This window comes from Pseudogracilibacillus amylolyticus (SeqCode), from assembly GCF_051918545.1.
In the GTDB taxonomy this organism is placed as follows: Bacteria; Bacillota; Bacilli; order Bacillales; family Amphibacillaceae; genus Pseudogracilibacillus.
The window spans coordinates 1-13,283 of the sequence record NZ_JBPPZG010000112.1; the positions used below are offsets into that span (position 1 = coordinate 1).

Annotated in this window: 12 protein-coding genes and 1 pseudogene; 11 read left to right on the forward strand and 2 right to left on the reverse strand. The window is 34.5% G+C overall.

Annotated features, from left to right (window positions below):
* Nucleotides 1-203: 203 nt before the first annotated feature.
* Both ACPYKA_RS12740 and ACPYKA_RS12745 read right to left on the reverse strand, forming a co-directional pair.
* Nucleotides 204-293, reverse strand: a complete 90-nt coding sequence (locus tag ACPYKA_RS12740) for a hypothetical protein (protein WP_479542641.1) — start codon at nucleotides 291-293, stop codon at nucleotides 204-206.
* Nucleotides 290-439, reverse strand: coding sequence for an ROK family protein (locus ACPYKA_RS12745; protein WP_479542642.1), 150 nt, complete (start codon nucleotides 437-439; stop codon nucleotides 290-292). The genes ACPYKA_RS12740 and ACPYKA_RS12745 overlap by 4 nt, the downstream gene beginning before the upstream one ends.
* A 227-nt stretch (nucleotides 440-666) precedes the next feature.
* Between ACPYKA_RS12745 and ACPYKA_RS12750 the strand changes: the two genes are divergently transcribed.
* From ACPYKA_RS12750 to ACPYKA_RS12800, 11 genes and pseudogenes are all read left to right on the forward strand, one after another.
* On the forward strand, nucleotides 667-1,662 hold the full coding sequence (locus tag ACPYKA_RS12750) for an ABC transporter ATP-binding protein (RefSeq protein WP_479542643.1): 996 nt from the start codon (nucleotides 667-669) through the stop codon (nucleotides 1,660-1,662).
* Nucleotides 1,646-2,665: an ABC transporter ATP-binding protein gene (locus tag ACPYKA_RS12755; RefSeq protein ID WP_479542644.1), complete on the forward strand. Its 1,020-nt coding sequence runs from the start codon at nucleotides 1,646-1,648 to the stop codon at nucleotides 2,663-2,665. Before ACPYKA_RS12750 ends, ACPYKA_RS12755 begins: the two co-directional genes overlap by 17 nt.
* Before the next feature lie 15 nt (nucleotides 2,666-2,680).
* A complete protein-coding gene (locus tag ACPYKA_RS12760; protein WP_479542645.1) occupies nucleotides 2,681-3,634 on the forward strand; it encodes an ABC transporter permease in 954 nt (317 codons plus the stop codon).
* A 22-nt stretch (nucleotides 3,635-3,656) separates the two neighbouring features.
* Nucleotides 3,657-4,481, forward strand: coding sequence for an ABC transporter permease (locus ACPYKA_RS12765; protein WP_479542646.1), 825 nt, complete (start codon nucleotides 3,657-3,659; stop codon nucleotides 4,479-4,481).
* A 19-nt stretch (nucleotides 4,482-4,500) separates the two neighbouring features.
* Nucleotides 4,501-6,066 carry an ABC transporter substrate-binding protein gene (locus tag ACPYKA_RS12770; protein ID WP_479542647.1) on the forward strand — a complete coding sequence of 522 codons (1,566 nt, stop codon included), beginning with the start codon at nucleotides 4,501-4,503 and terminating at the stop codon, nucleotides 6,064-6,066.
* A 227-nt stretch (nucleotides 6,067-6,293) separates the two neighbouring features.
* Nucleotides 6,294-7,043 (forward strand): UTRA domain-containing protein, encoded by a 750-nt coding sequence (locus tag ACPYKA_RS12775; RefSeq protein WP_479542648.1) that lies wholly within the window; start codon nucleotides 6,294-6,296, stop codon nucleotides 7,041-7,043.
* A 181-nt stretch (nucleotides 7,044-7,224) separates the two neighbouring features.
* Nucleotides 7,225-8,208, forward strand: a complete 984-nt coding sequence (locus tag ACPYKA_RS12780) for an SIS domain-containing protein (RefSeq protein WP_479542649.1) — start codon at nucleotides 7,225-7,227, stop codon at nucleotides 8,206-8,208.
* Nucleotides 8,209-8,308: 100 nt separating this feature from the next.
* Entirely contained in the window at nucleotides 8,309-10,393 is a 2,085-nt protein-coding gene (locus ACPYKA_RS12785) for a hydantoinase/oxoprolinase family protein (protein ID WP_479542650.1), read from the forward strand.
* Nucleotides 10,380-12,122 (forward strand): hydantoinase B/oxoprolinase family protein, encoded by a 1,743-nt coding sequence (locus tag ACPYKA_RS12790; RefSeq protein ID WP_479542651.1) that lies wholly within the window; start codon nucleotides 10,380-10,382, stop codon nucleotides 12,120-12,122. The genes ACPYKA_RS12785 and ACPYKA_RS12790 overlap by 14 nt, the downstream gene beginning before the upstream one ends.
* 32 nt (nucleotides 12,123-12,154) lie before the next feature.
* Entirely contained in the window at nucleotides 12,155-12,973 is an 819-nt protein-coding gene (locus tag ACPYKA_RS12795; RefSeq protein WP_479542652.1) for a PfkB family carbohydrate kinase, read from the forward strand.
* Between the two features lie 72 nt (nucleotides 12,974-13,045).
* Nucleotides 13,046-13,283: pseudogene (locus tag ACPYKA_RS12800) on the forward strand (glucose-6-phosphate isomerase); the annotation flags it as partial.

The window sequence follows — 13,283 nt, forward strand, 5'->3', positions numbered from 1 at the left end:
CCGCCAGCATCTTTATGGTTAAATGATTTACCTTCCATTACTTTATTACCGAATGAAACATATAGACAACAAACAATTTTTTCATTTGGAATTGAATAAGATAATAATTGATGACCGAAATTAGAAAAGTTTTTTCTGATTTCGGTCGTATTTTTTTAATTACATTGGTTCAAATAGTTCTATCAATACTAAGGATATTGCGCCTAATAGAGTTGCATCGTCAACGTGGCAAATGTTTGTAAACACCCTTTATTTCCACGGTCACAAATTTCTCCAATGATATCGATATTCATGTGACCAACTTCTCCCGCAAGATCGTGGCACCGTGGTATAACATTCCATTAACTACTACACCTGCTCCGACACCACTTCCAATATTTACTACCAGTATACTTAAAGGATTATCATGTTGTCCAAACCAAGAGTCCCCTAAAGCCATCGTCCTAGCATCGTTTTCAACTTTAACTACAAGGTCAAATTCTTTTTCCAACTCTTAAAAATGACGAAAATATGACTTAACTTAACTTTAGAATATTTTAATAGACTAAAGAAAAAAATTATTATTGACTAAAACGTATCAAGATATTATTATATGATATAACGTTATATAATATCTTAATTCTATTTATATTGTAATATAATTTTTATTATTAGGGGGGAGCAAGTTTGCAACATAATATGCTTGATATACAAGATTTAACTATAGAGTTTAAGACAGAGAAAGGACTTTTTCCTGCTGTTAATGATATCAATCTAAGTATTAAACAGGGGGAAATAATGTGTATAGTTGGAGAAAGTGGAAGTGGAAAAACAATAACATCCTTATCTATAATGCAAATATTGCCTTCAATTGCAAACGTTTCCTCCGGAGAGATATGGTTTAAAGAAAAAAATTTATTAACTTTAAATAAAAAAGAAATGTCGGGTATAAGAGGTAATAGTGTATCGATGATATTTCAAGATGCAATGTCATCACTAGATCCACTTTTCACATGTGGTCATCAAATTATTGAAACAATAAGAACACATAAAAAAGACGTAACTAAAGAACAAGCACTAGAAAAAGCAAAAGAACTTTTAAGAAAAGTAGGGATTGCTCATCCCGACACAATTGTTAACGCTTATCCTTATGAATTATCTGGTGGAATGTGTCAAAGAGTAATGATTGCAATGGCTCTTTCTTGTGAACCAAATCTACTCATTGCAGATGAACCGACAACTGCTTTGGATGTGACTGTTCAATCTCAAATACTTAAACTATTGAAGCAAATTCGTGAAGACTTTAATACTAGCATTATGTTTATTACTCATGATTTAGGTGTGGTTGCAGAAATTGCCGATCGGGTGGCTGTTATGTATGCTGGAAGGATTGTCGAAGAAGGGGATGTAAAATCAATATTTAATAATCCCCAGCATCCATATACTGAAGGCTTGCTAAAGTCCATTCCAAAGTTAAATGAGAAGAGTGAGAGATTCTATAGTATTAAAGGATCTGTTCCGAGTATTACTGAAATGCCTGTAGGATGTAAGTTTAACCCAAGATGTTCTAAGGCATTTGCAGACTGTTATAAAGAGGAACCACCAGCTTTTAATGTCGGTGAACACCGAAAAGTACGCTGCTGGTTAATGGATGACGAGAGGATGAATGATAGTGGAGAATGAAACAATCTTAGAAATAAACAATATAAAAAAACATTTCCCTATCAGCAAAAAAGGTTTATTTTCTAAAACGACCGAGTATGTGAAAGCGGTTGATGGTATAAATCTAAGTATAAAAAAAGGTGAAACATTTGGCCTTGTAGGAGAGTCTGGGTGTGGAAAAAGTACATTATCAAGATTAATAACTAGATTAATAGAACCCGATGAGGGAGAAGTCATCTTTGATGGACAAGATTTTCTAAAATTAAAGGGAAAAGCTTTAAGAAAAGAGCGACAAAAGATTCAAATGGTTTTTCAAAATCCGTTTGAATCATTAAATCCTAGAATGAAGATTGAAGATATAATTGGTGCTTCCTTTGATATCCATGGAATGGAAAAAGGAGAGGAAAGACGAAAGAAAGTAGAAACTCTCATAGAAAAAGTTGGTTTAGATTCTAAGTTTTTATCCAGATACCCACATGAACTTTCTGGAGGACAAAGACAAAGAATAGGAATTGCTAGGGCTATAGCTCTTAATCCTAAATTTATTATTTGTGATGAATCCGTATCCGCTTTGGATGTATCGGTTCAATCTCAAATTTTAAACTTGCTTAAGGATATACAAGAAGAATTTAATCTTACATATTTATTTATATCGCATGATCTGTCTGTGATAAAAAATGTAAGTCATCGAATAGCTGTTATGTACCTAGGTAAAATTGTTGAAGTGGCTGAAGCAGAAGAATTATATAAGGATCCGAAACACCCTTATACGCAAGCATTACTATCTTCAATACCTATTCCAGAACTGGATACAGAGTACGAAAAGACTTCTATTGAGCTTAAAGGAGATATACCAAGTCCCGTAAATCCTCCTAAAGGATGTAATCTTTGTACAAGATGTCCTTTTGTAATGCCGATTTGCCATGAACAAGAACCAGAGCTAGATGAAATAGAAAAAGATCATAATGTAGCATGTCATCTTTACTCATCAAATTCTGAATTGAAGGAAAGTAAGGTTTTATAAGGAGGAGGGATTTCAATGGGACAAGATTTAATAAAAAGAATACTTATAATTATTGTTCAAATTATTATTGTGGCAAGCATTGTTTTTTCTGCAATCAGATTTATGCCCGGAGATCCTGCTGTGTTAGTTCTAGGAACGGAAAAGGGTGCTGATCCGGAAGCTGTTGCTGAGATGAGGGAAACTTTAGGTTTAAATCAACCTTTTTTCACACAATATTTTGATTGGATGAAAAATGCAGTCACACTTGATTTTGGACAATCTATCTTTACGGGAACGGATGTTACGGAAAGTATAATGGAAAGGCTCCCAAAAACATTAGAACTTGCATTTTTAGCAATGCTGCTCGCTACATTCATTGGTGTTCCATTGGGGATTGCAGCGGCTCTTAAGCGAGGAAGTATTGCCGATTCCATTGTAACCACATTCGCAGCGGTAGGAATATCTTTTCCTGTCTATATTATCGGAACCTTTTTAATATTGTTGTTAAGTTTCAAGCTAAACCTGTTACCTGCTAGTGGGTATGTTTCATTTTCAGATAATCCGATAGAACATTTTCAAAAAATGGCATTACCAGCTCTTACTCTTTCTCTTGGTCTAGCTTCTACAATCGCAAGAATGACTCGTTCATCAATGTTGGAGGTACTAAATAAAGATTTTATTCAAACATTGCGTGCAAAAGGTCTGAATGAGAACAAAGTAATTTTTAAACATGCATTCAGAAATGCAATTATCTCAGTAATTACAGTAATAGGCTTAGAACTTGGGAATCTTATAGGTGGTACAGTGCTAATAGAATATCTATTTAATTATCCCGGCCTAAGTTCATTGTTGATTCAGTCTATTGATAATCGAGATTACCCTTTAATACAGGGTTCAATTGTGTTTATTGCAACATTATATATATTAATTAATCTGTTTGTTGAAATCCTTTATGGTGTAATGGATCCAAGGACTAGAAAACAACAGTAGAAAGGTAAAAGGGGGGAGAAAATTGATCAAAAAGATGTTGAAAAATAAAGTTTTTGTTGTATGTTTTCTATTGTTTATCGGTATTATTGTTCTTTCTGTGATTGGTCCTTGGTTAGCTCCGCAAGATCCATTGGAAATTAATTCTAATAAAGTACTGCAACCTGGAGATTCCGAAAACATCCTTGGAACCGATGAATTTGGAAGAGATATTTTTAGTAGATTACTATTAGGTATAAGACCTACGATTACTGTAGCATTAGGAGCAACATTTATCGCGTTTTTCTTTGGATCTTTACTGGGAATGATTGCAGGATATTTAAGAGCTTTGCCTGAAAAATTGATAATGAGAGGAGCTGATATTATTTTAAGTTTTCCTCCCATCCTATTAGCTTTACTAGTTGTCGGATTCTGGGGAGGAGGAGTTAAAAATTTAATAATAATAATTGGAATTGTTTATATACCATATTTTGCACGTCTTGCTTATTCTTCAACCATCCAAGTTAAAGGATTGGAATATGTGCAAAGTGAAATTCTCTTAGGAGCTTCTCATGTTCGAGTATTATTGAAAGTTATTTTTCCGAATATCCTTTCTCCTCTTATTATTCAATGTAGTTTAACGATGGCTGCTGCAATATTATTGGAATCCGGTCTTAGTTTCCTTGGCCTTGGAATAATACCACCAGATCCATCTTGGGGACAAATGATTGGAGAAGCTAGAGGTTATATTTTCTCTTATCCTATGTACGTCATTTGGCCGTCATTGCTACTTGGATTAACGATCCTGTCTATAAATTTATTGGGAGATAGTTTAAGAGATATTCTAGATCCAAAGTTGAAAATTAAATAAAAAAATAGGAGTTGAGAAAATGAAAAGAAAGAGTTTATTATTCTTTGTTGGTTTATTAAGTGTCATTATTCTTATTAGTGCCTGCTCATCAGACTCAGCGAATGATAGCAACGGCGAAAACGGCGAGACTACCTCAGGGGGAGAATTAAAATTTGGTTTAGCCGCTGAACCTGATACGATGGATCCTTTCGTTCAAAATGGGACGCACGGAAGAACAATTAAGTTAGCAATTTATCGTGGTTTATTTAACTACAACAAAGAGGGAGAATTACAACCAGAACTTGCAGAGGATTATTCGGTCTCAGATGATGGCAAAACTTATACTTTCAATTTGCGGGAAGCAAAATTCCATAATGGCGATGCTGTAACTGCTGAAGACGTAAAATATACATTTGATCGAATTTTAGAAACAGGAAGTAAAGCAACATTTGCCGCTGAATTATCAGTGATTGATAATGTTGAGGTTGTGGATGAGAAAACAGTAGATTTTAATTTAACTGAACCTTCTGCACCACTATTACACTATTTAGCTATTCCTGAATCAGTGATTGTTTCAAAAAGCTGGATAGAAGAACATGGGGAAAATGCTGACCCTATGGGAGCAGGTCCATTTAAGTTTGTAGAGTGGAAAAAAGGACAGGAATTCATTGTTGAAAAATTTGACGAATTTTATATACCCGAAAAACCAAAGTTAGATGAAATTAGATTTGTATTTTATCCTGATGAAAACACAAGAAGTAATGCATTAAGAGCAGGAGACGTAGATTTAATTGAAACAGTGCCTTGGAAGGACGTAGAATCGATGGAGAATGATCCCAATTTGAAATTAGATAGTGTTAACGGTCCTTTCATGAAATTACAATTTAATACAGAGTTTGAACCATTTAATGAACCCAAAGTAAGACAAGCAATATCTTATGCCATAGATAGAGCTACGATACTTAATACAGCTTTTAGTGGACGAGGCGAAGAAATTTATGGGATTGCAATTCCGGAAGGATATATGGGATATAGTGAAGAATACGCAAATTATTTTGAACATGATGTTGAAAAAGCAAAAGAGTTATTAGCTGAAGCCGGTTATCCAGATGGATTCAGTGCTAGACTATTGGCTACTTCACAATACACATTCCATGAACAAACAGCTGTAGCAGTTAAATCGGAATTAGAGAAAATCGGTATTGAAGTAGAGTTAGAACTTCCCGACTGGGCGTCAAGAATTAATAAGAATACGGAAGGGGATTATGATTTTCTCGTAGCTGGTACGTCGGGTGACATTACCGATGCAGATTGGTTGAGCAATTTCTACACAAGTGGTGACGTAAGACTGAATAACTCCGCTTATTTTAAAGATGAAAAAATTGATGAATTACTTAACAAGGGTAGAATTGAAACGGATGAGCAAAAGAGAGAAGAGATTTATGATGAGCTTATTGAAAGATCGTTAGAACTCAGTCCGTTCGTTTATTTAACATGGCGTGAACAGAGTTATGGAATGTCTAATGATGTAGAAGGATTTAAAAATTTACCTGGATTTCTGTCATTCCAATCTGGAATTACATTAGATGAGGTTACTGTGAAATAAAATAAGTTACGTAGTGTATAAGAACTATAACTAACCTTCTTAGTTAAAAACATTATTTATTGAACCGTGCTCTGGATCATCTGTATAACAAAAAAGAAAATTCAATGATGAATAATAAAAAATATTATATACTTCAGAAAAGTTAAAAATCATTCTAATGAAATATTGATTATTATGCATCACTAATATAACATTAATGTGAATATACCTAGGAGGGTTAGTTTTAGATGAAAAAATTAAATACCGCTAGTCAAATACCACTTTATCATCAATTGAAACAAATTATAATAGAAGACATTGAAAGTGGGAAATACGAGGTCGGTGAACAATTACCAACAGAAATTGAACTATGTGACTATTATAATGTTAGTAGAATAACAGTAAGGAGAGCAATATCTGATCTTGTTGATGAAAAAGTACTATACAAAAAACAAGGAAAAGGAACATTTGTCAGTGAGGCAAAGATTGAAAGGGAATTAATTTCAACTGGTAGTTTCTCAGATATTACTACTGAATCGGGGAAAGAACCTAGCACACAAATATTAGAAACAACAATTAAAGTGCCGACGAAAGAATTATGCGAGGCATTGGAAATTACCCCTAATGAAAATGTATTGGAATTGAAACGACTTTTAAGCATAGATGGAGAACCATTTATTATCGAAATTTCACATTATGCAATGTCGCGCTTTCCAAATTTAGAGACTTACATAAGCAGTAATCAGTCAATTTATAAAATATTGAGGAAATACTACGATGTCGAGATCGTTAAAGCCGAGAAGACATTGGATGTAAAGTTTTCAAATGAGGAACAATCTGAAATTTTTGAATGTGATCCAAATTCGGTTCTCTATTTGTTGAGAAAAACTGCATTTGATAAAAACAGTGAAGTTGTTCATGTATCTAACTCGTTTTTTCTCGCTTCAAAAGTAACGTTTAGGTTTACTGTAAATTCGGAACAAGCCGAAAATGTATGATTAGTACAATGCTTAGGGGAGTTGAAGGGTGCAATTATTTATCTTCCAATCCCCTATCCCTTTCATATCTGTATCTTCATTACAACTAACTGAAGATTAATTTTTTTAGAAATTTGACTAATACGTTATATAACGTTATAATATGTAACAAAACATAAGATGTTATTCTAGGAGGAGTAAAATGTTAAAAAACTATACTGGACAAGAAGCGCTTGAGAAGACGTTAGAAGCTCTAAAAAATAAAACGATTAAGAGAGTGTTTTATGTAGCATGTGGGGGGTCATCCGCATTAACATATTCAAGTAAATACATAATTGATCGTGATTCTAAAACGATGACTGCGGAAGCTTATAATTCAAATGAATTTATATACCGTAATCCAGCTAAATTGGATGAAGAATCACTTGTAATCGCTATTTCGCATTTAGGTAATACACCAGAAACTACTGCGGCTGCAGAATTTGCAAGGGATAAAGGGGCTACTGTTGTATCATTTACCTATGAAGCTGATTCTCCACTTGCAAAAGCATCTCATTACAGAATTGATTACCAGTATGGGCCACAAGTAAATCCGGCTGATTCTAGAAATATCCAAATTATTCAACTTACATTAGGATTACTAAAAATTAAAGAAGACCACACTAAATATGATGCTTTAGTTTCAAGTTTACCTAATTTACAATATACAGTAGATAAAGCAATTGAAATATATGCAAAAAGAGCTACAGAGTATGCAGAAAAGTACCAAAATGAAAAAATGATCTATACAATGGCTAGTGGTAGTAACTTTGGTGTAGCTTATACATTTGCTATCTGTATCCTTATGGAAGCACAATGGATTAACTCACATGCAATCCATGCTGGAGAATTTTTCCACGGACCATTTGAAATTGTCGACAAAGAAACACCATTTGTTTTATTACTTGGCTTAGATGAAACAAGATTTATGGAAGAAAGAGCTTTAAAGTTTTTAAATACGTATGCAGAAAAAACGTTTATTTTAGATGCAAAGGAATTCGACCTATCAAAAGTAGATGAGTCTATTCATGGTGAAGTAGCATCTGTTATTCATCTATATGTACTACGTGCTCTTTCAAGAGAGTTTGCTAAAGTACGAAATCATCCGTTAGATACAAGAAGATATATGCATAAAGTAGAATATTAATTAGTACTTGTGTATCGTATAACTTGTTCAATCGACTCCTATTGTGTATAAAATAGGAGTTGATTTTTCAGAATTACAGCCTAGAAAAGGAGGAGTTAGCATGCGATATATGGTTGGTGTTGATGTAGGAGGAACATTTACAGATGTAACAATGGTAGACTCAATGTCTGGAAATATTGAAAATCATAAATTACCTTCTACACCTCAAGATCCTTCAAAAGCAATTATGAATGGTATTAAAGAATTACTTGATTTACAGAATGTTTCAAATGAAGAAGTAACATATCTTGCACATGGAACAACTGTTGCGACAAACGCCTTGATTGAAAGAAAGGGAGCCCAAACTGCACTCATAGTGACAGAAGGTTTTAAAGATTTATTAGAAATCGCTCGCCAAACAAGACCGAATTTATATGATTTGTTTCAAGAAAAACCTGAACCAATGATAGCCGGAGATTTACGGTTTGAAGTAGAAGAAAGATTGTATGCAAATGGTTCAATAAGAACGCCAATTAATAAAGAACAATTAAGAACTATTATTGAAGAAATAAAAAGTAAAGGCATTCAATCTATTGCAGTATGTTTTCTATTTTCATTTAACAACCCTATTCATGAGCAAATTGCGGTAGAAGAAATCAAAAAATTATATCCGTCTGCTTATGTGTCTGCTTCACACCAAATTGTACCTGAGTTTAGAGAATATCCAAGGTTAACCACGACAACGATGAATGCATATCTTGGTCCGGTGATGCAAACATATATGGAAAACTTTAGAGCTTCTGTGAAGAAAGCGAATATTCCTGTTGAACCATATATAACTCAATCGAATGGAGGAATTATTTCCATTCAAGAGTCTGTTTCAAGTCCAGTAAAAACTGCTTTATCTGGCCCAGCTGCAGGGGTGGTCGCTGCATCGCATGTTGCTGAATTAACTGGATATAAAAATTTAATTACTTTTGATATGGGTGGAACGTCAGCCGATTTTAGTTTAATTGAAAATGGCGAGCCGAAAATTTCGATGGATAGAGAAATAGAAGGATTCCCGGCAAGAATACCAATGTTGGATATTCATACATATGGTGCTGGAGGAGGCTCAATTGCCTGGTTAGATGATGGTGGTGCTTTAAAAGTAGGCCCGGAAAGTGCTGGAGCTGTTCCTGGACCAGCTGCATATGGAAGAGGTGGCACATTACCTACCGTAACGGATGCTAACGTCGTTTTAGGAAGATTAAATCCGAATGGTATTTTAGATGGTAAAATGGATTTGGATGTAGAAGCTTCTAAAAGAGCAATCGAAGAACATATTTGTAAAAAAACGAACCTTTCTTTAATCGAAGCTGCAAGTGGTATTCTTTCTGTTGTTAATGCAAATATGACACGTGGAGTAAGGCTAATTTCTGTTGAGAAAGGTTATTCTCCAAGTGAGTTTTCTCTCGTATCATTTGGTGGAGGTGGAGGCCTTCATTGTGGTTCTTTAGCAAAAGAATTGAATATTTCTACTCTGATTGTACCACCATCTCCTGGGACATTTAGCTCCATGGGATTACTCGTAACTGATATAAAATCGGACTATGTGAAAACGGAGTTACTTGAACCAAATGAACAAAACTTAGTTACGATTCAAGATCATTTTAAAGAAATGGAAGAAGAGGGAACAAAACTTTTAGTATCTGAAAAAATTGACAGCGATAAAAGAGTATTTCAGCGCTCGATTGATGTTCGTTTTAAAGGACAGAATTATGAATTATCTGTTCCAATAGAATTAGAAGATTTACAGAAAGAAAATATTGATAAAGTAATTAATAAGTTCCATGAAATTCATGAAAAAGCTTATGGCTATTCGGATAAATTAGCAACAGTAGAATTTGTTAATTACCGTCTAACGGCATGTGGAGAATTACCAAAGGTTGATTTGAATAAAGAAACGATAAAAAATGAAGAAGTAGTTTCATCCAAAATAAAAAGAAAAGTTTATTTTGCAGAAGTGGAAGAACCAAACTATTATGATACAGATATATTTCAACGAACTGAACTTAATGCGGGAGATCGAATTATCGGCCCGGCAATTGTTGAACAATTAGATACAACTATTTTAATTTTACCTGATCAAACTGCCTTTGTTGACCCATATCAAAACTTGATTATCAACGCATCGAATGGGGTGAATAATGATGACGAAAAATGAAATTAGCCCAATAACTTTAGAAATCATGGGGAATTTAATTTTGTCGGTTGCTGAAGAAATGGGAGTAATTTTAGTTAAGACAGCTTATTCAACAAATATAAAAGAAAGAAAAGATGCTTCCACTGCAATTTTTGATGGAAAAGGACGTATGATCGCACAGGCTGAACATGTTCCGATGCATTTAGGATCAATGTTAAGCGTAGTTACAGAAATTTTAAAGAAATTCCCTGTTGATACTATTGAACCAGGCGATATGTTTATAACAAATGACCCTTATACAGGCGGTGGAACACATCTACCCGATATTACAATGGTAGAGCCAGTTTTTGTTGAGGGGAAAATAGCAGCCTTTGTTGCCAATATTGCCCATCATTCCGATATTGGTGGAAAAGTTCCTGGAAGTACGTCCGCTGATGCAGAAAGTATTTTCCAAGAAGGTATCCGAATCCCTTTAGTGAAAATTTGCCGTAAAGGTGAAATTGTCGATGAATCGATTGAATTTATTTTAAATAACACCCGTACAGCAGAAGAAAGAAAAGGTGATTTATTCGCTCAGATTTCCTGTAATAAAGCGGGAACTAAGCGAATGAAAGAAGTCATTAATAAGTATGGTGTAGAAAAGTTTTCTCTATATACAGATGGATTACTAAATTATGCTGAAAATTTAATGCGTGTCGGAATAAAGAATTTACCGGATGGTGAATATTCTTTTGAAGATTATTTAGATGATGACGGAGTAGACTTAAATAAACCAGTACCAATTAAAGTGAAAATAACGATTAAAGATGATAAGGCTATTGTTGATTTTGAAGGTTCTAGTCCTCAAGTAAAAGGACCATTAAATTTAGTTTTATCAGGAACACTTACTACTGTCTTTTATTGTTTTAAAGCTATCGCCGGTCCAACCATTTTTGCTAATGAAGGAATCTATCGTGCTATCCAGGTGAAAGCACCGGAAAATTCAATTGTAAATTGTTCTACACCTGCACCGGTTGGAGTTAGAATTGATTCTGCTCAAAGGATTGCAGATGTTATTTTTGGAGCATTAGCTAAAGCAACACCTGAGCGAGTTATCGCTGCATGTAATAGTTCGGTAACATCAGCAATATTCTCGGGAGTTAATCCTGAAACAAATAATTATTTTGTTTATTTGGAAACCATTGCTGGTGGATCGGGTGCACATCAAAAAAACGATGGGTTAAGCGGAGTTCAAGTGCACATGACTAATACTTCGAACCTTCCTGTTGAGGCATTAGAACGTGAATACCCTATTATGGTAGAAACGTATAAATTTGCCGAAGATTCTGGTGGTCCCGGGTATCATCGAGGTGGCCTCGGGTTAGAAAGACAATTTAGAATGTTGGGAAACAACTTGAATTATACTGGATTAGGTGAAAGACATGTATTTTCTCCTTGGGGAATTTCAGGGGGGAAAAACGGTGCACCGGGAAGTTTTTGGTTAGAAAAAAATGGCCAAGATAAAGAAAAACTTAATTCAAAAGTTTCGGATATAAGTTTAAAAAAGGATGATTTAATTACTGTACACACTCCTGGGGCAGGCGGCTATGGAAACCCTATGGATAGACCGGTGGAAAAAGTGCTGCAGGATGTCAAAGAAGGAAAAGTTTCCGTCACTTCAGCTAAGCATGACTATGGTGTAATTATATCACGGGATTTAGAAGCGGTAGATTTGGAAGCCACAAAAAAGTATCGAGCTGATAATAAGTAAGGTGGCTCCTATTTCAAGATAGGAGTGGTGATTTGAAAATTATTGGAATTGGTGACAATGTAGTTGATTATTATAAACATCAAGGGCTTATCTACCCTGGTGGAAATGCGTTAAATGTAGCAGTAATAGGAAAAAGAAATGGAGCAGAGAAAGCTGCATTCTTGGGGATTTTCGGAAATGATGTCCCCTCTAATCATGTTATTTCTTGTTTAGAAGAAGAAAAAATTGATATATCCCGGAGCAGACATGCAATTGGAGAATGCGGTGAAGCGACCATTTCTATTGAAGATGGAGATAGGGTGTTTATAGGCTCAAATCGCAGAACGAGAATTGAATCATTATTAAGAATTAATCTCCAAGAAGACGATTTAGAGTATATCAATGAATTTGATATTGTACACACTAGTATAAACAGTAAAGTAGAAACAGAACTTGAAAAAATCTCCCATAAAGCTATTTCTTATGATTTTTCTGATAAAAGAAAATGGGATAAAGAGATTATTGAAAATATTGCACCACATATAACATATGCTTTCTTTTCAGGTAGTGATCTTGAGGAAGAAGAAATATTTTCGTTAATTAATTTTGTCCAACAATTTGATGTGCACGTTGTTGGTGTTACGCGCGGGGAAAAGACAGCGATATTTTCAATTGAAGGAGAAATTTATAAGCAAGATCCACTTCCAACAAAATTAATTGATACGATGGGAGCTGGCGATTCATTTATAGCTGGGTTTTTAACAAGTTATGGGGAAAGCTGTGATCCCAAATTGGCATTACGTAAAGCTGCTGAATCAGCATCTACTACTTGTGGTCACTACGGAGCTATTGGTTATCCGAAAGAAAAGTAATAAATTTTGCGATTTACTCCCTGAAAACAATTTTAGGGAGTTTTTATATTACAATATTAAAGGAGAAATTCGATGACTCATTTATCTTTTTCGTATCAAGGTGTATCATCTTTTATCGAACAAAAAGAAATAGAAAATTTTCGTAATCGTGTGTTTGAGGCACATGAAAAGTTACATAAAAAAACTGGCCAGGGGAATGAGTATTTAGGGTGGCTTCATTTGAAACAAGATCCTGCTGAACTAGAGCGGATTAAGGCGGCTGCAGAAAAGATTCAACAAGACTCGGATGTTTTAATTGTTATCGGAATTG

Excerpts from the sequence above, each read along its gene's own strand:
- ACPYKA_RS12740 (WP_479542641.1), bottom strand. The coding sequence starts at position 293 with ATGAATATCGATATCATTGGAGAAATTTGTGACCGTGGAAATAAAGGG.
- ACPYKA_RS12745 (WP_479542642.1), bottom strand. The coding sequence starts at position 439 with ATGGCTTTAGGGGACTCTTGGTTTGGACAACATGATAATCCTTTAAGT.
- ACPYKA_RS12755 (WP_479542644.1), top strand. The coding sequence starts at position 1,646 with ATGATAGTGGAGAATGAAACAATCTTAGAAATAAACAATATAAAAAAA.
- ACPYKA_RS12760 (WP_479542645.1), top strand. The coding sequence starts at position 2,681 with ATGGGACAAGATTTAATAAAAAGAATACTTATAATTATTGTTCAAATT.
- ACPYKA_RS12770 (WP_479542647.1), top strand. The coding sequence starts at position 4,501 with ATGAAAAGAAAGAGTTTATTATTCTTTGTTGGTTTATTAAGTGTCATT.
- ACPYKA_RS12775 (WP_479542648.1), top strand. The coding sequence starts at position 6,294 with ATGAAAAAATTAAATACCGCTAGTCAAATACCACTTTATCATCAATTG.
- ACPYKA_RS12780 (WP_479542649.1), top strand. The coding sequence starts at position 7,225 with ATGTTAAAAAACTATACTGGACAAGAAGCGCTTGAGAAGACGTTAGAA.
- ACPYKA_RS12785 (WP_479542650.1), top strand. The coding sequence starts at position 8,309 with ATGCGATATATGGTTGGTGTTGATGTAGGAGGAACATTTACAGATGTA.
- ACPYKA_RS12790 (WP_479542651.1), top strand. The coding sequence starts at position 10,380 with ATGACGAAAAATGAAATTAGCCCAATAACTTTAGAAATCATGGGGAAT.